This is a genomic window from Streptomyces virginiae (assembly GCF_000720455.1).
Lineage (GTDB): Bacteria > Actinomycetota > Actinomycetes > Streptomycetales > Streptomycetaceae > Streptomyces > Streptomyces virginiae.
Genome location: NZ_JOAK01000016.1, coordinates 176,060 through 197,721 on the forward strand (window position 1 = coordinate 176,060; position 21,662 = coordinate 197,721).

12 protein-coding genes are annotated in these 21,662 nt (G+C 74.1%); all 12 read right to left on the bottom strand.

Going from position 1 to position 21,662, the window contains the following annotated elements; genetic code table 11:
- Positions 1-4: 4 nt before the first annotated feature.
- Positions 5-2,881 carry an NHLP bacteriocin export ABC transporter permease/ATPase subunit gene (locus IG86_RS0123120; RefSeq protein WP_030899226.1) on the bottom strand — a complete coding sequence of 959 codons (2,877 nt, stop codon included), beginning with the start codon at positions 2,879-2,881 and terminating at the stop codon, positions 5-7.
- Between the two features lie 10 nt (positions 2,882-2,891).
- Positions 2,892-5,183, bottom strand: coding sequence for an NHLP family bacteriocin export ABC transporter peptidase/permease/ATPase subunit (locus IG86_RS0123125; protein WP_078848282.1), 2,292 nt, complete (start codon positions 5,181-5,183; stop codon positions 2,892-2,894).
- Positions 5,180-5,986, bottom strand: a complete 807-nt coding sequence (locus IG86_RS0123130) for an HlyD family efflux transporter periplasmic adaptor subunit (protein ID WP_030821766.1) — start codon at positions 5,984-5,986, stop codon at positions 5,180-5,182. The genes IG86_RS0123125 and IG86_RS0123130 overlap by 4 nt, the downstream gene beginning before the upstream one ends.
- A 99-nt stretch (positions 5,987-6,085) precedes the next feature.
- Positions 6,086-6,325, bottom strand: coding sequence for a hypothetical protein (locus IG86_RS0123135; RefSeq protein ID WP_030899227.1), 240 nt, complete (start codon positions 6,323-6,325; stop codon positions 6,086-6,088).
- 438 nt (positions 6,326-6,763) lie between these two features.
- Positions 6,764-8,767, bottom strand: a complete 2,004-nt coding sequence (gene recQ, locus IG86_RS0123140) for a DNA helicase RecQ (RefSeq protein ID WP_030899228.1) — start codon at positions 8,765-8,767, stop codon at positions 6,764-6,766.
- 83 nt (positions 8,768-8,850) lie between these two features.
- Positions 8,851-10,215: a hypothetical protein gene (locus IG86_RS0123145; RefSeq protein WP_030821773.1), complete on the bottom strand. Its 1,365-nt coding sequence runs from the start codon at positions 10,213-10,215 to the stop codon at positions 8,851-8,853.
- Positions 10,212-11,687 carry a hypothetical protein gene (locus IG86_RS43970; RefSeq protein ID WP_030821775.1) on the bottom strand — a complete coding sequence of 492 codons (1,476 nt, stop codon included), beginning with the start codon at positions 11,685-11,687 and terminating at the stop codon, positions 10,212-10,214. The genes IG86_RS0123145 and IG86_RS43970 overlap by 4 nt, the downstream gene beginning before the upstream one ends.
- Complete coding sequence (locus IG86_RS42355) at positions 11,684-13,183, bottom strand: hypothetical protein (protein ID WP_030821777.1); 1,500 nt, start codon at positions 13,181-13,183, stop codon at positions 11,684-11,686. Before IG86_RS42355 ends, IG86_RS43970 begins: the two co-directional genes overlap by 4 nt.
- Positions 13,183-16,653 carry an Hsp70 family protein gene (locus IG86_RS0123160; protein WP_030899230.1) on the bottom strand — a complete coding sequence of 1,157 codons (3,471 nt, stop codon included), beginning with the start codon at positions 16,651-16,653 and terminating at the stop codon, positions 13,183-13,185. The genes IG86_RS42355 and IG86_RS0123160 overlap by 1 nt, the downstream gene beginning before the upstream one ends.
- 1 nt (position 16,654) lies before the next feature.
- A complete protein-coding gene (locus tag IG86_RS0123165) occupies positions 16,655-19,291 on the bottom strand; it encodes a P-loop NTPase family protein (protein WP_030899232.1) in 2,637 nt (878 codons plus the stop codon).
- Positions 19,292-19,355: 64 nt separating this feature from the next.
- A complete protein-coding gene (locus IG86_RS0123170) occupies positions 19,356-19,934 on the bottom strand; it encodes a hypothetical protein (RefSeq protein ID WP_051785342.1) in 579 nt (192 codons plus the stop codon).
- On the bottom strand, positions 19,931-21,562 hold the full coding sequence (locus IG86_RS38985) for a hypothetical protein (protein ID WP_157854867.1): 1,632 nt from the start codon (positions 21,560-21,562) through the stop codon (positions 19,931-19,933). Before IG86_RS38985 ends, IG86_RS0123170 begins: the two co-directional genes overlap by 4 nt.
- Between the last annotated feature and the right edge of the window lie 100 nt (positions 21,563-21,662).

Consider the following 21,662-nt stretch of genomic DNA (forward strand, 5'->3'; position numbering starts at 1 on the left):
GCCCTCAGTGGAGCTGGCGGCGGACCAGGGTGTGGAAGAGGCCGGTGGGATCGGCGAGGAGGTCGGCCGGGGGGCCCTGCTGGACGATCCGGCCGTCCGCCATGGCGATCACGCGGTCGGCGTCCATGACCGTGGAGAGGCGGTGGGCGATCACGAGGCGGGTGGTCCGCAGGGCGCGGGTGGATTCGATGACCACGCGCTGGGCTTCGTTGTCCAGGGCGCTGGTGGCCTCGTCGAGGAACAGGATGCGCGGCTTGCGGATGAGGGCCTGGGCGATCATCAGCCGTTGGCGCTGGCCGCCCGAGACGGTGCCCCCGCCGTCGGACAGGATCGTGTGCATGCCCATCGGCATGGCCTCGATGTCCTGCGCCAGGCCCGCCAGCGCGGCGGCCTCCCACGCCTCTTCGAGCGTGTACGTCCCGGCGCCGCGGATGCAGTCGAGGATGGAGCCGGAGAGGGGCTGGGCGTTCTGCAGGACGACGCCGCACTGGCGGCGTACGGCAGCCTGGTCGAGCGCCGCCAGGTCCTGGCCGTCGTAGAGCACGCTGCCCGAGGCGGGCTCGTCGAAGCCGATGAGCAGCCGCAACAACGTCGACTTGCCGCAGCCGCTGGCTCCGACGATCGCGACGAACTCGCCCTGTCCGACCCGCAGGCTGACGTCGTCGAGCACGAGCGGACCGTCGTCGGCATAGCGGTAGGACAGGTTCCTGGCTTCGAGGGCGCCGGTCAGTTCCCCCGGCGCGGTACTGGAGCGGGCCACCTCGGGGGTCTCCCGCAGGACCGGTGCGATCTGCTCGAACATCGGCAGCACCGAGGCGGCCGAGACGAGCGCGCCGGTCAGCTGCGCCACCGACGACAGCAGCATCGTCAGCGCGGTGCTGAAGGTGAGGAACTCGCTGGCGGACAGGGCGCCGCGGGCCGGTCCGGCCAGCAGCACGAACATCACCAGCGTGCACAGCGGCAGGTAGACGGCCCCCAGGACCGTGCTGATGTTCTGTATCCGGCCGATGCGCTGGTGCAGGTCGCGGGTGCGGGCGAACTCCCGCGCCCAGGCCGCGTACGCGAAGCTCTCGGCCGCCGCGACGCGGAGCTTGGGCAGGCCGCGCAGCGTCTGGAAGGCCTGGTTGGCCAGCCGGTGGCCGAGCGTGTTCAGCCGGCGCTCGTAGCGCAGCTGCCACAGCCCCAGGACCAGGAAGATCCCCGCGATGACGACCAGCATGGCCAGCGCCGTCATCGCCAGCGCAACGCTGTGGACGAGCAGCAGCACCAGGTTCACCACGCCGACCGTGCACGCCTGTACGCAGACCGGGCCGATGCCGGACAGGACGCGGCGGACGGCGCTGACTCCCATCGCCGCACCGGCCAGTTCACCGGTGGAACGGCCCGCGAAGAACGTCGCCGGCAGCCGCAGCAGCCGGTCCCACACCGCCGGCTGCAAGGTCGCCTCGATGCGGCCCTCCATGCGCAGGAGGGAGGTGTTCTGCAGCAGCATGAAGACGGCCGAGACGATGGCGGTGGCGATCAGCGCCAGCCCGGTCTGCACGATGAGGCCGTTCTCGGCCTGCGGGACGTACCGGCCGAGGACCTGGCCCGTGCCGATCGGCACCAGCGCGGCCAGGACCACCGAGACCAGCCCGCCCAGCAGCAGGCTGCGCAGCTCGGGGAGGGTGCCGCGGACGCTGAAGCGGATCAGCGCCGGCAGGCCCACCCGCCCGTCGGGAAGGGGGCGGTACAGCATGACGGCGCGCGGCTCGAAGGCGGCAGCGTCGCTCTTCCCGACGCGCTCGCGCGTGCCGGTGGCGGGATCGACCGCCTCGTAGCCGCCGCGCCGCCACAGCAGGGCGACGGGTGCGCCGTCCTTCTCGCGCCGGCCCACCAGCGGGCCGGCGTTCTCCCGCCACCAGCGCCCGCCGAGCCGGACCGGACGGGTGCGGATCCGCGAGGCGAGCGCCACGCGTTCGACGGGATCCAGCTGTTCGGACGTGGCGCCGGCAGAGCCCGGTGGCGTGAGGGCGATGCCGGCCGCGTCGGCGACGACGCGGCAAGCGGCGAAGGTCGCGTCGACGCTCGCGCCCCGGTGGGGATCCCGGCGTGAACGGGCGATGGACGCCAGCAGCGTCCGGTCCGCCTGGGTGCGGGCCGCGCGGCCCGCCTCGATCCCGGCGGCCGTGCGGTCCTCGTGCGCGCGCTCCAGCTCTTCGATCCAGTCGTCCAGGGCGTACAGCAGCCGGTGCTGCTGGTCGACCATGCCCTGCCACGTCGCCGCGTCGACGAGGAGGGTGCCCACCGCCTCCGCCTCGTACACGGCGCCGTACTGCACGCTGCCGGGGGTGAGCCGCATCCACAGGATGTCGTCGTCGGCTCCGCCGGGGCCGGGGACGGCGACACCGTCCAGGGGTGCCTCGTAGAGCACGCGCAGACCGCGGCCGATGCCGCGCGCGAAGGCGTCCTCCAGCGGGCTCGGCCGCTCCGCGGCGCTGTACCCCCCGTACTCCGAGTACTGCGGGTACTGCGCGTACTGCGCGTACTCGGAGTACGGGGGGTACTGCGGATGCTCCGGGCGGTACAGCTCGCGCAGTTCGATGCGGCGCAGCCGGCATCCCTGGAGGGGCCGGCCGGCCAGGGTGTGCTCGGGGCCCTCGGCCGGACCGAGCAGCAGCGTGCCCGGCTCCAGCCGGCCCAGGAAGTGCCAGTGCCCGGCCTGCGCGGCGTCCACGGCGAACAGGTCCAGCTCGCCCTCCACGACCAGCCACAGGACGAGCGGGCCTTCCAGGGACAGGCTGCGCACGCCCGCGCAGTCGACGGGCGCGCCCAGAGTGCCCAGGGCGGCGACGACCGGGTCGGCGGCGGGGGAGGCGGCGGTGGTGGCGGGGTGGTGCATGTGCGTCACCTCAGTGCTCCTTGACCAGTGAGGCGTACGCGCCCCGCGCGGCGACCAGTTGCTCGTGCCGTCCGCGTTCCACGACCGTGCCCCGGTCGAGCACGACGATCTCGTCGCTGTCGCGCACCGTGCTCAGCCGGTGGGCGATGACGACGCAGGCACAGCCGCGGCGGCGCAGGTTGTCGATGATGACCTGCTCGGTCACCGCGTCCAGGGCGCTGGTCACCTCGTCGAGCACCATCACGCTGGGGCGGCGCACCAGCGCCCGTGCGATCTCCAGGCGCTGGCGCTGGCCGCCGGAGAAGTTGCGGCCGTCCTGCTCGACGCGGCTGTGGATGCCGCCGGGCCGGCGGGCCACCACCTCGTACACGGCGGCGTCCTCCAGGGCGGCGACGACGGCCTCGTCCGCGATGGTGGGGTCCCACAGCGTGACGTTGTCGCGGACGGTGCCTTCGAAGAGGAAGACGTCCTGGTCGACGAAGGAGACGGACGCGGCGAGCGCGCCGCGCGGGATGTCCTCCAGCCGCATCCCGTCGATGCGGACGGCGCCCGCCCAGGGGGCGTGCAGGCCGGAGATCAGCCGCGAGACGGTGGACTTGCCGCTGCCGGAACCGCCGACGAGCGCGACCTGCTGCCCCGGTCCGACCGAGAGCGAGAAGCCCTCGAACAGCGGGGCGTCCAGCGGGCTGTAGCCGAAGGTGACGCCGTCCAGTTCCACGTGCCCCTTGAGGCGCCGGGTGGAGGCGGCGGGCTCGCGCCGGGCGTACACCGGGTCGACGGGGAAGTTCTCGACGTCCCCCAGGCGGGCGACGTCGGCCGCGAAGTCCTGGATCCGGCCGGCGACGCCGCCCAGCCGGGAGATCGGCGCGGTGAAGCTGGTCACCAGGGCCTGGAAGGCGACGAGCAGGCCCACGGTGAGGTGGCCCTCCACCGCCCGCAGGCCGCCGATCGTCAGGATCAGCGCGCTGTTGAACGCCGCCAGCGTGGGCGCGACGATCGCCAGCCACGCGCCGGGCACGCCGAGCCGCTGCTGGACGTCGAGGGTGACCGCGTGCTGTCCGGCCCAGCGTCGGAAGAAGCCGTTCTCGCCGCCCGTCGCCTTCATCGTCTCGATGAGCTGGAGACCGCTGTACGAGGTGTTGGTCAGCCGGGCGCTCTCGGCGCGCAGCTTGCGGGTGCCGGTGGCCCTCACCCGGATCGCGATCCGCAGGGCGACCAGGTTGAGCAGGGCCACCGCCACGCCGACGAGCGTCAGCTGCGGATCGTAGGTCCACAGCAGCACCGCGTAGAGCACGATCACCACCGCGTCCACGGCGGCGGCGGACAGGTCGCGGGCGAGGGTCTCGGCGACCGCGTCGTTGGACTGGAGGCGCTGGACCAGATCGGCGGGGTTGCGCTGGGAGTAGAAGGTGACCGGAAGCCGGAGCAGGTGCCGGAAGAAGCGGGCGCTGCCCAGGGTCGAGGAGATGACGCGCCCGCGCAGCAGGTTGGCCTGCAGCAGTGCGGTGAGGGTCGCGGTGAGTACGAGGGCGACGGCCATCGAGGCGAACAGCACCCCCAGCAGGGACGTCTGCTGCCCGATGAGGAACATGTCGATGTACGTACGGCTCAGGGCCGGCACCGTCGCGCCGACCGTGACCAGCAGGAGGCTGCAGACCACGGCGGCGGCCATGGTGCCCGAAGTGCCCCGCAGGCGGGCCGGCATGCTGCCCAGGACCCCCGGCCTGCGGCCGCCCCGGCGGAAGCCGTCACCGGGCTCGAAGGTGAGGACGACACCGGTGAAGCTGGTGTCGAACTCGTCCATGGGGACGAACCTGCGGCCCTTGCCGGGGTCGTTGACGTAGACGCCCCGGCGCCCGAACCGCCGGGCCGTGCCCTCGTAGACGACGTAGTGGTTGAACTCCCAGAACAGGACGGCCGGCCCGCGCACCTCGGCGAGCGCGGCCAGGTCCATCTGCATGCCCTTGGCCTTCAGCCCGTACCCGCGGGCGGCCTTGAGGAGGTTGCTGGCGCGGGAGCCGTCCCGGGAGACCCCGCAGGCGATGCGCAGTTCTTCGAGGGGGACGAAGCGGCCGTGGTGGCCGAGCACCATGGCCAGGGCGGCGGCGCCGCATTCCACCGCCTCCATCTGCAGCACGGTGGGAGTGCGTACGGGGCGCGGCGTACGGCCCCTGGGCGCCGGCGCGGGCGTGCGTGCGGGCCTGCGGCGGGCGCCGCGCTCGGGCTCGGGGCGGTGGCGGCGGCGTCCGGCGGGCGGGAGGTGGGGCTCCCGCGTCCGCGCTCCGGCCCGTCGCGCGGTCATGGCAGCAGCCAGTCGACGGGGCGCTGGGCGGCGAGGCGGACGGCGCCGGTGACGGGCGTGCGCGAGTCGACGGCGTACGGGGGCCCGTCCGCGGAGGACCACCGGTAGCCGGACGCGGTGGAGGCGGAGCGTTCGAGCCGTACGACCACGGCCACCGGGCTGCCGTGGCGGGAGAACTGCTCGGCGAGCCCGCCGTCGCCGAGGAAGCCGGCGATCTGCGCCTGGGTGAGGGGTGCGCGGCCGACCGCGGTGACACGTCCGCGCAGCATGCCGAACCGCTGTTGCGGGACGGACTGGACGCTCAGGTCGACGGGGGCGCCCACGGGGATCGCCGGGCCGCTGCCGCCCGGCACGTACAGCACGGCCACCAGCGGGTCCTGCGGATCCTTCGCACGTTCCAGGGTGGCCACGTCCGCACCCGTGGCGACGACCGAGCCCACCTTGGCCACGAGCGTCGTCAGCCGTCCTGCGGTCACCACGCGCACGGGGCGTTCCCCCTGTTCCGTACGGACGTTGAGCAGGGGTGCTCCGGCGGCCAGCATCTGGCCCTCCTCGGCGAGGACGCCCGTCACCTGTCCGGCGACCGGTGTCTGCAGTACGTAACTGCCCTCGGCCCGGGTGAGGATGCCGGGTGCGCTCAGCTTGGACGACACGGTGCCCGTGCAGGCCCAGTAGCCCGCGGCGGCCACGACGAGGACCGTCACGGCCAGGACGAGTCGCCCCTGCGGGCGCGCGAAGCGTACGGGCAGGTCGAGTTCTTCGGGCGATTGCAGCTTGGAAAGAGCCTTTTGGCGAAACTGCACGGACTATTCCTTCAACTGCATTCGTATCGGTGGGGCACGGGGACAGCCGTGAACCCCGGAGCCGTGGGGGATGCTCCGGGGTTCACCGGGATATCCCGATCAGAGACCGGCGCGACCGGCGTTCACCGAAACGCCGGTGACGCCCGTGACGAGGCCGGGGACGTGGGAGACGATGCCGGTCGCGGCCTGGACGGTGTGGAGGGAGCCCACGACGCCCACGACGTTGTTGACATCGCTGGTCACGGCGCCGGCCAGGCCACCGGACACGCTGATGATGCCGCCGGAGACGGCGTCCAGCTCGGTGTCGTTGATCTCACGGGTCTCGATGTCGTTACGCATGGAGCGCACCTTTCAATGGGGGGAGGAATTCATCGTCGCTGCCGGTTTCCGGTGCTGCGATGCGCACGATGAAAGCACGCGAACGGGCTACTCACCCAATCCCGTTGACTGCCCATCACGGGCGGAAGGCGGCCTGTGACAGCGGACGTGCAGCTTGATTCACGGAATGGTGGCGACTTCTTCACGAGATCGAGTAACAGATATGGACCGCACCTTGCTTACATGGAACGTAGTGGGGCAAAACGGTCCAAAATAGAGGCGTTTCGTCGGCCGTACGGAGGGGTGGGGGAGGCTGCCTGTCGAGATCGCGGACACGATGTGCAGGTTTGCCGGGGGCGCAGGGCGTGACGGGACCACCACACCCGGTGCGCGTACGCCGAAGGGCCGGGTCGTCGGCTGACGACCCGGCCCTTCGGCCGTGCGGGCGGACCCGGCGTCCTACTGCCAGTCCTCGTCCCAGGGCGGCGGCTCCATCCCCTCCGGGTCGAAGGGCGGCTCGTCGGGGTCCGGACCGTCGTGTGCCGGAGTGCCGGACCGTTCCGGGAGCGCGGACTCGCCGGCAGGAACGGCGGCCGTCGCCGGCGCGGCGGCGCCGGACTGCGCCAGCGTGTCGAGGACGCCCTCGGCGTACTTGGCGAGCTTGGCCTCGCCGACACCGCCGATGGTGCCCAGCTCCTCCACCGTGGCCGGCAGCCGCGTCGCGATCTCCCGCAGCGTCGCGTCGTGGAAGACGACGTACGCCGGAACGCCCTGCTCCTTCGCCGTCTCGGCCCGCCAGGCGCGCAGGGCCAGGAAGACCGGCTCCGCCGCGGCCGGCAGGTCGACCGGTACGCGGTTGCCCTTGCCCGAGCGCGACCCGGACTCCTTGCGGGAGGGGGCGGCGGGCGCCTTCTCCTTCCGCATCGGGACGCTGCGGCGTCCGCCCAGCACCTCGCCGCTGTCCTCCGTCAGCACGAGCGTCCCGTAGTCGCCCTCCACCGCCAGCAGCCGCTGCGCCAGCAGCTGGCGCACGACGCCCCGCCACTCCGCCGTGCCCAGGTCCGCCCCGACGCCGAACACCGACAGCGCGTCGTGGTCGAACTGGATGACCTTGGCCGTCTTCTTGCCCTGGAGGATGTCGATGATCTGGCCGGCGCCGAACTTCTGCCGCCGCTCCTTCGCCAGCCGCCACACCGTAGACAGCAGCTTCTGCGCGGCGACCGTCCCGTCCCAGGACTCGGCCGGCGTCAGACACGTGTCGCAGTTGCCGCAGGGCGTGCCCGTCTGGCCGAAGTACTCCAGCAGCCGCACCCGGCGGCACTCGACCGTCTCGCACAGCGCCAGCATGGCGTCCAGGTGCATGCCCAGGGAGCGGCGGTGCGCCTCGTCCCCTTCGGAACCGTCGATGAGCTTGCGCTGCTGGACCACGTCCTGCAGGCCGTACGCCAGCCATGCCGTGGCGGGCTCCCCGTCGCGGCCGGCACGGCCCGTCTCCTGGTAGTAGCCCTCGACCGACTTCGGGAGGTCCAGGTGCGCCACGAAACGCACGTCCGGCTTGTCGATGCCCATGCCGAAGGCGATCGTGGCGACCACCACGACCCCGTCCTCCCGCAGGAAGCGCGCCTGGTTCGCCGCGCGCGCCCGGGCGTCCATTCCGGCGTGGTACGCCACGGCGTCGATGCCCTGCTCCACCAGCGAGGCCGCGGTCTTCTCCACCGAGGCCCGGGACAGGCAGTAGACGACACCGGCGTCACCGGCGTGCTCGGTCCGGATCAGGTCCAGGAGCTGCTTGACCGGGTTGTTCTTCGCGACGATGCGGTACTGGATGTTCGGCCGGTCGAAGCTGGCGACGAAGTGCCGGGCGTCCTCCAGGCCGAGCCGCGCCACGATCTCCGCGTGGGTGGCCTCCGTGGCCGTCGCCGTCAGAGCGATCCGCGGCACCTTGGGCCAGCGCTCGTGCAGCATGGACAGCGCGAGGTAGTCGGGACGGAAGTCGTGACCCCACTGGGCGACGCAGTGCGCCTCGTCGATCGCGAAGACCGACACCTTGCCCCGGTCGAGCAGCCGCTGGGCGCTCTCGGTGCGAAGCCGCTCGGGGGCCAGGTAGAGCAGGTCGAGCTCGTCGGCGAGGAAGGCCTGCTCGACGGCCTGCCGCTCGTAGGGGTCCTGCGTGGAGTTGAGGAATCCGGCCCGCACCCCGAGGGCGTTGAGCGCGTTCACCTGGTCCTGCATGAGCGCGATGAGCGGCGAGATCACGACGCCCGTGCCGTCCCTGACCAGCGCCGGGATCTGGTAGCAGAGCGACTTGCCGCCGCCCGTCGGCATCAGCACGAGCGCGTCGCCGCCGCCGACCACCTGCTCGATGATCTCCTGCTGCTCACCGCGGAAGGAGTCGTATCCGAACACGCGGTGCAGTACCTGCAGAGCGTCGGAGGTATCGGGGGAAGTGTCCGGAAGGGCCATCCGAGAAGCCTAACGGCACCCGCCGACACGCCGGGTCCGTCCCCCGGAACCCGGCGGCCGCCAGGAGCGTCCGGGCCGAGGCGTCAGGGTGTCGCCGAGCGGGCGTCCCGGGCGTCGCCGAAGTCCCACAGGCAGACCACGGAACGGTCACCGCCGGTGGACCGGACCGGGACGTTCACCTCGGACAGGAACGAGGTCAGGTACGGCTGCCGGCCCGCCCACCGGGCCGCGAACCACGGGCCTACGTCGTCGCGCAGCAGCAGCTCGGCCATCGGCGGGCTGCACACCGCGAGCACGTCGCCGGGCAGCGTCGTCAGCCGCCCCCAGCCGACCCGCCCGGCATCGGCGGGCAGCCGCCCGGTGCGGCCGCCAGCCGAATCCCCCGGCGTGAACTCCGCGCTCCACACCCCGTCCCGCAGCCGCAGCAGCGCGCCGTCACCGACACCGAAGGCCAGGTGCTCGCGTTCCCGGCCGTCGCCCAGCCGGGTCAGCAGCCCGGTCAGCGACACCTCGATCGCCGCGTCGTCGGCCTCGCCGCCCGGGCCCTCGCCCCGGGTCACCAGCCGCATCGAATGGGCGACGCCCTGCAGCGCCGTACGCAGCAGCGCGCCGAGGGCGCCGTCGTCGCCGTCCGGCCCGTACAGCTCACGCCCCAGCCCCTCCCCGTACCGGCCGACCTGCGTGGCCAGGCTCCGGCAGGCGCGGTCCGCCGCCGACTGCGACCAGCGGCCGCGCGGGGTTCCCGCCGCCACCGCGCTGAGCAAGGTCGGCGCCGGGATCTCCTCGGCGAAGCGCAGGAGCACCGCGTCGCGCCGGTGCTCGCCGTCGTGCCGCGCGCGGTCGCCGCGCGCCGAAGCCGCCCGCACCACCACCGGCCCGAGGTCGGCGCCGTCCACGCTGCTGTCGGAGGTCGTGTCGCGGCCCAGCGGCAACTGCCGGGGGATCGCGGGGGAGACGGGCTCGGGGCCCAGCGGGCCCTCGGCGCGGGCCTCGGCGTCCGCCAGGCGCCGCTCCAGCTCGTGGATCCGGGCCAGGGCCTGGCTCTGGGTGTCGTCGCGTTCCCGGGAACGCCGTCGCACCTCCTCCTCCAGCTCCCGCAGCCGGGCGAGGAGGTCCTCCCGTTCCCTGCGCAGCGCGCCGGTCTCCTCCGCCGCGGCCTCCGCGTCGGCCGCCTGGACCTGCGACTGCGCGAGCAGGCCGCGGACCCGGCCGAGTTCGAGATCGCGTCCCTGCATCAGGCCGGTCGCGTGGTCCGCGGCCCGGCGGGCCTGATCCAGCTCCAGGCGGGTGCTCTCCAGGTCGCGCAGGGTCTGGGGCGAGTCCCTCACCCTGGTGGCCGGTGCCTGCGGCAGCGGCCTGCGGCGCCGGGCGGTCAGCTGCGCCGTGAGCGCGACGTTCGCGACGACGGACAGCACCAGCAGGACGATCAGCCAGGTCGTGGTGGTCATGGCGAAGAAGCTCCCCGAGAGTCGAACGGATCCTGGGAATCGGTGCCGGTGCCGGTGCCGGTGCCGGTGCCGGTGCCGGCGGCGGCGGCGGTGGCGGTGGTGGCGGCATCGGCGTCCGTGCCGGTGCCGGAGGCCGGTGCGCCAGGCGGACCGAAATGTCGCACGGCCCGCTCCGCCAGCGGCCCCGCGGCGAACGCCTCCAGCTCGTCCCACAGCCGCTCGGAGTCGTTCTCCCGGCCCCGGGCCGGCCGCGCGCCCGCCGGACGGCGGTGGTCGAGCCGTACGCCGTACAGCGCCGCACGGAAGCGACGCCGCGTCAGCTCCCCTCCGGTCCGGGCCACCCGGTCCAGCGCGGGCCGCAGCACCGCCCCGCACAACTGCGGCATCCCCGACATCGCCCAGTCCGCCCGGGCCTGCTCCACCGCCGTGGCGGGCCGGCCCTGCGGGCTGCGCAGGATCCGCAGGGCGCGCTCGGCCTCGGCGACCGCCACGGCGTGCACGGCCACGTCCCGCGCCGCGGCCCCCACCGTCTGAGGCGTCCGGCCGCGCAGCCAGCCGCCCAGCGCGGCCGCCGCACCGGGGCCGCGCCGCCCGCCGGTGGTCGCGACGAGCACCACCTCCGCCCGGTCCCCGCCCGGCCGGCCCCGCTCCAGCAGGGTCCGGAACAGGGCGGGCAACGGCTCCTCACCCGCGAGCGCGGTGTGCGGGGCGGCCGCCAGCACCAGGTGCGCGGCGTCCAGCACCTCGGCCAGATGCGCCGACGGCCCGCCGCCGGGTGGCACGGGCAGGTCGGTCACCTCGATGCGCGGGAGCCCGCGGCCGTCGCCCCCGTCGCCCGTGGCCGGCCAGGGCAGCGGATCGCCGTGGAAGAGGAACGGGTGGCGCACCGGCACGTCCAGCACCGTGCCGGCCGGTCCGGGAGCCGGCCCGGCGCCCGCGGCCGTGACGTCCTGGATCCGCCGCCAGGCCCGTTCCACCGCCTCCTGGCCCACGTACCGCGGCCGGAAGAACGTCCGCCGCCGCTGCGCCGCCCGCACGCGCAGCCAGGCCGCCGTGCCGTGCCGGGCCAGCGGGCCCCGGTCGAGGTGCTCCGGCCGTGCCAGCAGTGCCCTCGCCAGCCGGTTCAGCCCCCGTACCTGTGCGTCGCCGAGCCGCAGCAGCGGCAGGTCGGCGGGCTCGTGGACGTAGGTGAGCGGTACGAGGTCACCCGCGCCGGGCGGCCCCGGCGGGCGGACCCCGGTCAGGAGCGGTACCAGCCGGTGCGCGGTGCCGGCGGAGCCGGTGTCGGCGCGCAGCACGGCCACCCGCACCGTGACCGGCGTCCGCCCGGTGCCGTCGTACACGTCCGCGAGGTCGGCCACGAGCTGCGGCGAGAGCCCGTTGGACCGGCCCGTCGCGGACGCGCCGAGCAGTTCGCCGACCTGCCGTGCCCGGCGGTCGGCGCCGGAACGCGTCGTTCCGTCGGCGTTCACGGGGAGGCCTGCGGTCCGTACTGCGGCTGCGGACGCATGACGATCCGGCCCTTGCGTTCGTTCCCGGCGGAGCCGCCCTTGCGCTGCAGCGGGGTCCACAGCACCCACTGCACCAACGGCTCCCCGCTCTGGCCCGGCACGGAGTTCTTCACGGTGTAGGCGTCGATGTCGTACATGGTCCACCGTGAGTAGGCCTTGGGCACGAGTCGGTACCCGGCGCTCTCGGCCAGCGGCGCGAGGACCTCCGAGACGCCGGTGCGCCACTGCCACCACCAACTGTCCGTGGCCGCGGGCCGCTTGTGCACCAGGCCGCCGAGGACCATGTCGAGCTCGTGGGCGGCGCCGAGCCGGCTGTCGGCCGGCCAGTCGTCCGCCTGGGACGAGCCCGCGCTCTCCAGGAGGCTGTCCAGGCGCTGGCGGTAGCCCAACCGGGCCTCCTCCGAGGCCAGGCTGGACGGCTGGTCCTCGACCATCACGGCGACGTGGAGTTCGGGGTCCAGGTCCACCAGGCGGAGTGCCTGCTCGGCCCGTACGGCCCACAGCGGCCGCGGGTCGGCGAACGGCAGGTCCATGAGGGTGTCGGGCGAGGTGCCGAGCTTGTTGTGGATCTCCTCGCGGACGCTCATCGCTGCGGACCTGGGGGCTGCGACCACGAGCGGGATGCGTTCGGCGCCGCGGAGGCCCTGCGGCAGCCCGGGCACGATCACGTCCGGATCCGAGGCGTCCTCGGCGGTGACGGCCAGGCCGGCGGCCTCGGCCGTTTCGCGGGCCTGCACGCGCCATTCTTCGCGGAGGTGGGCGGGCAGCCGGAGCAGTGCCATGTGGAGGCGCTGCCAGGTGGCCGTGATGTGTTCGGCGCTGCCGGCCGGGGGGCGGCGCGCGGCGGACAGCGGGGTGTGGGGCAGGTAGCCGATCTGTTCGGCGCGGAGTTTCCCTTCGAGAGCCGCGAGCGCGGCGCCGAATCCGGCCAGCGGGTCCGCGGGGGGCTTCCACCGCGCCGCAGGAGCGACCCCACCGCCGGATCCGGCCGGGACCTTTCCGGCCGTGGCCGGGTGTGTCGCACCCGCTTCGTCCGCAGCCGCAGCCGCAGCGGGATCAGGATCAGGATCAGGATCCGGAGCCGACGTCGCCCCTGTCCCGCCGTGGTCGAGTGGGGGCCGGGTGTCGGTCAGGGCCGCCGGCGAGGCTGCCGCCGGGCCCGCCGAGACCTCCGCCGGGCCGGCGCCGACGGGACCGGACTCGGTCGTGCCCGCCCGGTCCGCCACCCACAGGAGCCGCTCCAGCGAGGCCCGCGCCGTCTCGAAGCGGTCGTAGACCCCTGCCGGGTCGTGCGCGTACGGCTGGAGGTGGCGGCCCACCGGGCGCAGCTCCTCCCAGCACCGGCCCAACGCGCCGAGCATGGCCGCGCGGCACTCCGACGGGGTGGCGAGCACCACGGCCGCCGCCTCCGCGAAGCCGCTCAGCCACGTCGCAACGCCCTCGTCCGCGCCGCTCATCAGTGCCTCCCGCTGTTCGGGTCCCAGTGGTGGTTGAAGTCGGTCAGCGGCGGATCCATCCGCCGCGCCAGCACCCGCCCCGGATACCGCTGCACCTCGCGCAGCGTCTCGGCGGGCACGTACGGCACCACGCCCCGGTGCACCCGCAGCCGCCCCCGGGCGTCGAGGGTGGCGTGGTGGCGGGCCTGCTGCGCCGCGCTCAGGCGGCCCAGGAACACCGGGTCGCCGTCCCCCCGGTCCAGATAGAACTCGTACGTATAGGTGTGGTTGGCCTCCAGCGGCGGGACCGGGATCGCCTCGACGCGGCCCGGCAGCGGCAGTTCGTCGGCGTCGGCCGTGTCGTGGAAGGACTCCGGCAGGTAGCCGGCGGCGACCGCCTGCGGGTCCTCGGCGCCGGTGGGGCCGGCCGGACCCGTCGCCGGGAACACCTCGGCCAGCTGCCGCACCCCGTCGTCGTCCACCCCCGTCGCGACGCAGATCCGGCCGGGCACCGAGCACTCCGGCAGGTCCGGGTCGAAGGACAGGCCCGGCACGAGCCCGTCGAGGTCCAGCCCCAGCCCGCCGACCAGCAGATGGGCCGGGCCGTTGCACAGCAGGATCGACGCGACCAGCCGGTGGTCCATCTCGACCTGGTACCGGACCCCGCGGCCACTGCCGTTCGGGGGACGCCACACCGATTCGAGCGGCGTGAAGTTCTCCTTCTTCGCCGTCAGCGCGAGGTCGAACACGCCCCACTGGATGGAGTCGCCGGAGCCGAGGTCGCGGTGCAGCTCGACGACCCGGCTCAGCGGGTTCCAGTCCGTCCGCACTCCCAGCCGGCCCGAGGAGTCGAGCTCGATGAAGGGATCGCCCGCCCACAGCAGCGGATTGACCCGCCCCATCTGCCCGATCGGCCCGAAGTCACAGGGCAGGCTGGAGAAGAGGCCCTGGAGCCTGATGTCCAGGTCGCTCATCCGGACGGAGGCGCCGGTGCGTCCGCTCCGGTTGTCGTTGTGATCGATCTGGCCGGCCCGGTTGCGGACCGAATGGGCCCACGCGGCGCCGAGGGAGGTGGCCTGCTTGGCGAACTCCCGCTCGACCGACAGTTCCGTCGCCTCGTGCCAGCCGAGCCCGTCCCTGCCGTCCGCCTCGTCCTGCCGCAGCGCCGCGACGACCTGCTCCTGGAGCTGTTCCAGGGCGCTGGTGCGCCCCGACAGCACGACTTGGTCGAGCATCGGATCGGGCATCGGGTCCAGGCCCTGCTCCGCGCGCCGCGCGTTCTCCTCGTGGATCCGGCGGAACGAACCGCGCACCAGATCGGCGCCCAGCTTCGCCGCCCGCCGCAGCACCGGCCGCATCAGCTTGCGGAACTCTCCCACGTCGAGGGTGATCGGGCCGCGCACCGTGCCCAGGGTGTGCGGGGCGGCCCGCAGGATCGCGTCGACGTCCTCGTGCTTGAGGACGGCGTCCTCGGCTCCCGCCGCGCCCAGTTCCCGCTTCTTGCGCTCTGCGAGCCGCCACAGCAGCCGGAAGCGGGTGTGGCGGGCCTTCCGTTCGGCCGGGTCGACGACCCCCGCCCAGTCCGTGGGCAGGCGGTCGGACAGGATCTGTCGGATGTCGTCGGACACCAGGGTGTCCAGCCGGTCCGCGGCCTGCTCGGTGAGGGCGTCGGCGAGTGCGCGCCGCTCCACCCGCGGTCCGGCTCCGGCCGCCGGGTCCGCCCCTTCCTGCGGGCCGTCGTCGTGCTCCTGGCCGGGGCAGCGCAGCTCGTCCACCAGCCGGGCCTTGATCCAGTACAGCACCTGGAGCGTCAGCAGGTCCCCGCCCAGCCGTTCGTGGCCCGTGGAACCGAGCAGCTCGGGCTCCAGCCGGTAGTTGCGGCCGGCGACGAACTCCTGCTCCTCGGTCAGTTCGGGGGTCTGGTCGACGAGCGTCAGCCGCAGCAGCGCGATGTCGGTGGTGCCGCCCCCGATGTCGACCACCAGCATGATCCGGTGCCAGGTCGGCGGATCGTCTGCGACCCGGCGGCACCGCGCCCGCAGTGCCTCCAGACCCGCGTTGAGATCGTCGGTCAGGTCCCGCATCAAGAAGTACAGCCCGGCGGCGAGGCCCTCGTCGTAGTCCATGACGGTCATCGGGTCGCCCAGAGCGCGGCCGACCAGTTCCTTCAGCCGGTCCTTGACCTCGGGAAGGATCGTGGTCGGATACGTGACCACGACGGTGGGCACACGGCTGACCGTGCCCAGCGGGTCGGTGCGCGTGGCTTCCTCGGCGCCCTCCACCAGCAGCAGGTACATGTGCTGCGTGAGATGGTCCGCGGACAGGTCACTGCCCGCCACCGCCTCCGGCTTCAGCTGGAGGGCGGCCCGCTTGATCCCCGTCAGACCGCTGGTGTTGTCCCCGCACAGCTGGAAGCGCCGCGCCTGCGGGTCCTCGGGCACCGCCCCGCCGGCGTACTCCACCTCCAGCATCGCGCTGGCCGGGGTGTGGGTGCGCCGACCGGTGCCGTCGGGGTAGGCGACCGGCCTGACGCCGTGCCGTTCCAGCGGCGGGGTGCCGATCACGGCCGCGTAGCCGGCGTGCAGCCGCCGGTTGAGCCACCGCCGCAGCTCCGGTTCGGCCTGCTGGCGGATGCTCTCGACGCGCAGCATCAGCGCGTCGGCGGCCCCGGGTTCCGCGACCCGCGCCAGTGCCGTGCTCCCCGTCGTCGCGGTGCTGTCCTCGCGCGGCAGCGGAACGGTGTCGGCGAGCAGCGCCCGCACCTCGTCGCGCCATGCGGGCGGCGCGTCGGCGGGCGGCCCGAGCAGGTCCGCCAGCATCGCCGACAGGGACGCCATCTGAGCCGGGTCGACCAGCCGCTGTTTGACCTTCTTCTCGTCGTGCAGGGTCGCCGTCGAGGCGGTCGTACCGAAGTCCACGACGACGAACTCGTTCTGATGGCTGCTGCCCTCCAGGTCCCGCAGCCGGAGGAGGTCGTCCTCCTCCGGCTGCGGGGCCGGACCGGGCTGTTCGCCGGGCGGGGCGAACTCCAGCATGACCGCGCCGTGTGCCGTCTCGGCACCCTGCGAACCGGCGTAGTCGACGCTCCAGTAGACGTCCAGCCGCAGCGGCTCGCCGCCGGGCGCGGTCGCTGCGGAGCCCGTCCCGGTGTGCACCAGTGACGTCGGCAGCAGAGCCTCGCAGGACAGCGTCCGCGGCCCGTCCACGGTGATCGGGGCGAACTCCTGCGGCACCCAGCAGGCCTGGAGCGCGTAGGCCAGCTGAGCGGGGATCAGGCTCCCGCTCTCGGCCCGGACCTCGATCCGGGCGGGCAGGTGGACCGTGACGACCGCGGGCCCGCCACCCTCCTGGTCCTGCTCCAGGACCACCTCGGGCAGCGGGATGCCGTCCGGGCCCGCGTAGAGACGGAAGTGCTTGCGGCCCAGCGCGACCACGCCGGAGGCGGCGCCGGGGTGCGGGGCGCGGAAGGAGATGTTCAGTGCTGCGCTCATGTCAGTCGGCGCTCCAGGCTCGGATGAGGACGTCGATGGGCTGTTCGGGCTCTTCCTCGCCGTCGGGGGCGGCGGAGGCGGCCGGGAAGGACGGACGCGGCGGCCGTACCTCCGTCTCCGTGGGCAGGTACTCGCCCGCCTTCGTGTACAGGGCGACGAGGTCCTTCTCGATCCGGGCCAGGGTGCGCCCCAGGTACTCCGTGACCAGCCGCGCGGCCGCGTCCGCCGTGTTCTGGCGCAGTTGCACCACCGACCGCGGATGCCGCTCGCGTTCGTCGGACTGCTGGTCGAGCAGCGGCATCCGGTGGTGCCACGGCAGGGCGTGGGGGGAACGGGCCGGGAACCGGGCCTCCTGCTCCTCGGGCGTGGGACCGGGGGCCGACAGCAGCTCGGTGACCCGCTCCGTCGCATTGACCGGATCCAGCGCCGTCCACAGGTGGTCCAGCTGCTGATCCGCCTTCTGCGCGCTGCCCCGCAGCCGCGTGAACAGCTCGGTGAGCACGGCGTCGGTGGCTTCGTCGGCCATCCAGGCACGCAGCGGCCCGAACTCCTCGCGCCAGTGGGCCGCCCAGTTCTCGAACCAGGCCCGGAGCTGGTCGCGGCCGTCGTCCGTACGGCGGTCGACCAGCGAACGGAACTTGTCCAGGAAGGCCCCGGTGGAGTCCGCGGAAGCGCCGTCACCACCGCTGTCGGAGCCCGCCGTACTGCCGCCGGCCCCCGCCCCGCGGCCCGGGCGGCGCCCCTTGACGGGGATCCCCTCGCTGGACGGCGGCTCGCTGCGGGGCACCAGATGGTGCCGGTCCCGTTCGGCCCGGCCCAGCAGTTCCTGCCACTCCCGCCAGTCGAACACCTCGTCGCGCACGGCCTCGGCGGTCTCGCCACGCCGGGGCGGCCGTCCTCCCGGCTCCTCGCCGGGCCCGCCGTCCGGCCCGCCCGGCGGGCCGCCGTCGCGCAGCGCGTGCAGAGCGGGCAGCATGCGGTCGAGCAGCCTGCGGAACTCGGTCAGCTTCTGCGACAGCTCCCGGTACTCCTCCGAGCGGCCGCCGCCCCCCGCACGCCGTACGTGCCCCCGCAGCACGGCGAGTTCGCGCGACAGCTTGCGGTGGGAGCTCTGCGCCCGCTCCAGTTTCTGGGCGAGCCCGTGGCGCCGTACATGGTTCTCGATCAGCGTGCGCAGCCGCGAGATGCCGCCGTCCTCGTCGTACGCGCGCAGCCGCGGCGTCCACGCGTTGGCCGGGTCGGCCGCCGCCAGCCGGGCGGCGATCGGCTCCCACCGCCGGGTGCCCGGCGGATCCAGGTCGCGCAGCGCCGCGCGGATGCGGTCGCGGGTCTCCGGGGAGGTCGCCGTGTAGGGGAGCTGGTGCGCGCGGATGGCGCTGACCGAGGACACCACGACGATTCCGTCCTCGCGCTGCGCCACGAACTTGTTGCCGTAGACGTGGATGCCGTTGATCTCGGCGGCGTGGGGCAGCAGCCGCTCCAGCGGCAGCGGCCCGTGGGGGTACTGGCTGAGCGCCGGGGGCTTCGCCAGGTCGAAGGCGTTGGCGGCGACGAGGGCGGCACTGGCCAGTGCCTGCGGCTGCCGCCCGTCCTCGGCGAGCATGTCCCAGAACGCGGACGCGCCCTTGGACTCCGCCCGTGATGCGCTGAGCACCAGCAGGATGGTGTGGACGTTCACCAGCTCGCGGCGGCTGAGGAAGGTGTCGCGCCCGTAGGAACCCGCCGCGCCGATGCCGGGGAAGTCCAGCAGCCGCACGGTGTGCTCCTCGGCGGTCAGCCCGCCGATGTCCCAGTGGTCCGGGGACAGCGTGACCCGCTGCGTCACCCGCTCGATCAGCGGGAAGGCCCGGCGCAGCGCGTCCGGGGCGGTCTTGTCCTGCTTCAGCTGCGCCACGTCGAAGGGCTGCACGGTGCGTTTGGGCGGCGTCCGAGGGGTGCGCCGGGCAGCCTCCAGCACCAGGGCCGCGCGGATCGAGTCCGTCGCCACCCCGATGGGCTTGCCCAGCAGGTCCTGCTGGCTGAGGGCGGCGTCGCGGATCCGGCACAGCTCGGTGACGGCGTCCCGGTGGGCCGCCGAGATCGTCTCGTGGGCGACCGGGCCGGTGCCCGAGGGCCACAGCCGCGGGTACCAGGCCTCGAAGGGCGCCCAACCGCGCGGGTCGGTGACCGGGTTGTAGCCGCCGAGCATCTCGCGCGCGCCGAGCTGCGGGTGCCTGGCGTCCACAGTGGCGACCAGCTCGCCGAGGATGGCGCCCACGCAGGCGGCGAGCCGCTCCTCGTCGAGGAAGGTGATGTCGGTGGTCGAGGAGACGGCCGTCGCGCTGCCCGGGGCGCCGCGCGTCAGCTCCAGTACGGTGATGTTGCCCGTGCTGGGGGCCGCCTCGACCGGCAGCAGGTCGGGCTTGCCCAGCAGGGTGCCGAGGAGCAGCGACTTGCCCACGGAGTACTCGCCGACCACGCCGATGGTGACCGGTGCGTCGAGCCGGGAGGCGAGTTCGCCGGCCAGCGTCTGGACCCGGTCCCGTGACGCGTGGGCCTCCGGTGTGTCGGGGACGTCCTGCTCGCTGAGCATGGTCAGGGTCTGCTGGGCGAAGAGCCGCAGGTCGGAGAGGCTCAGGTTGTTCGTCGTGGAGGTCACAGCGATCCACACTCCGTCGAGGCCGTCGGGATGCCCGGCTGCCGGGCTGCTGAGGGGTGTCCGGTCAGGACAGGAGGAAGAAGAGCTCGATCCGGGCGGTGCCGGAGGCGATCGACGACCCGCTGTCGTGGTAGCCGCGGATGATCTTCTCCGAGTACGGGGGGAAGAACCGCGGTGCGGCCTGGGGCAGTTGCCGGGCCACCGCCGTGGCGTAATCGTCGCTGCGGCCGGTGTCGACGGAGCCGCCGGTGGAGGTGCGGACGGTGCCGAAGACCATCACGAACGCCGCGGTGCGGCCCTCGTAGCGCTTGATCTCCTGGGTGACCTGCCGGGTGAGTTCGGCGGTCTCCGAGGGGCTGCCGGCGATCAGGGCGCCGGGGTCGAGGCGGATGCCGATCGAGACGGTGACCGGGTCGAGTCCGCCGGGGCGGGAGGTGACCGAGCCGGTGGGAGAGGGGCTGTGCGACGGATCCGGTGTCGCCGTGGCGGTGGCGGTGGCCGTGGCCGTCGGTGCCGGGTCGGGGTGCGGGTCGGCGGCCGGCATCTCGCTGCCGAGCACCACGAGCACGATCACCAGCAGCAGGTCCGCGAACAGCCACCCGGCGAGGTAGGTGCCGCCGGGACGTCCCGAGTCCCGGCTCACCGCACCCCCTCCCGGTCGTCCCCGGACCGTACGCCGTCCCCGGCGGGCGGGGCCGACCGGGCGGGCGGTGCGGCCGGGGCACCGGGCGGGCGGGTGTCCCGCGGCCGGGCGTCGCCGTCGGCGAGGGCGGGACCCGCCTCGCGCAGCGCCTTGGTCAGCGTGCGGAGCGTGTCGTGGAACTCCGCCACTGCGGCGCACAGCTGGGAGTCATGCAGCTCGCGCCCGGCCCGCAGCTCGTGCTCCGTCGACTGCCGGGCGGCGACGACCTCCCGCAACTCCTCGATCCGGTCCGCGAGTTCGTCCGAGACCGAACGCACCTCCTGACGCAGCGAGGCCGCGAGGGCGGCGACCGCGAGCTCGTAGGCCATGCCGATCCGCTCGGCCCCCTCGGACGCCGAGGCCTCCAGCGAGGCGGGCAGCGTGGTCAGGGAACGGTCCAGGCCGTGCACCGCCGAGCCCAGCAGCTGCGTCGACTCGGCGAAGGAGCCGCGCGCCGCCGTCAGCGCCTGGCGCACCTCCTGGCCCACCCGGTCCATCGAATCGGCGGCGTGCCCGGCGACGGCGGACCCCCGCTCCTCGGCGGCCACCGCGACCGTGTCGAAGCGGGACGCGACGGACTCCCCGGCCGCGCCGATGAGCCGCGCCGCGTCCTGCCCGGCGGCGACGAACGATTCCGCGACCGTCGTCCGCAGCGCGGTGACGGCCGTGTCGAAGCTCTCCGCCAGCAGCCGGCTCCCCGCAGCCACCTCCTGCGCCGCCGCCGAGGTGCTCTGCACCGACGTACGCATCTGGGTGGTCCCCGAACGCAGCGCGTCCGCCGCCGAGTCGAGTGCGGCCGTGGCGGCCACGCTGCGGCCGGCCGCGCCGTCCGCCTGGACGATCAGGTCCCGGGCGCACTGCTGGACGGTGGCCGCCTGGCCCAGCAGCTCGCGCAGCCGCTCCGCCGCGCCCTGGAGCTCGGCCGTGAACCGCCCGGGTGAAGCCGCCGCGGCGGCCGCCGCCAGCGCCTGTGTCTGCGCGAGCGCACCGGACAGCCGCTGCGACAGCATGCGGCGTTCGCTCTCGTCCCGCTCCTCCCAGCGGTGGCGCATCAAGGTGGCCGTGGCCAGCGCCGACAGGGCCAGGACCGTCCACAGCGCCATCATGTCGAAGCGCAGCACCGGCCACAGCCGCCCGTCGAAGCCCTGCTGCCACAGCGTCAGGAACGACCCCTGCGCCGTGCTGCCCGCCTCCCGCATCCGCTGGTACGCCCAAGCGGCGGCGCCCAGCCCGAACCAGGTGATCAGCAGCGGTACGAACACCAGGACCGTCGGCAGCGCGCCCAGCCTGCGGCCCCGCGCGGCGTCCTCGTCCGGACCCGGCGCCAGGGCGTCGGGTCCGCCGTACGCCGCGACCAGGCCGCCGCCCGCCCAGACCTCCAGACCGGAGCCGCCCGCCACCGCGTCCGCCAGCTCCCGCAGCGCGGTGCTGTGGGAGCCGGCCCGCGGGTGGGCGGCCAGCTCCCGCAGCTCCGCTGCCAGCGCCCTCGGATCACGGTGGGTCGGGCCCGGTACGACGGACGGTCGTACCGGCTCCCGCTCCCGCTCCCGGGCGCGCCGCGAGGTGAGCCCGAACCTGCGTTGTGTCACCACACCAACCCCCCAAACGCGTTGGCCTCCGCGACCACTGTCGCCGGGGGAGCCTCACGAGAATTGGTCAGGTGACGCATTTTCGGACATGGTGCGGGCC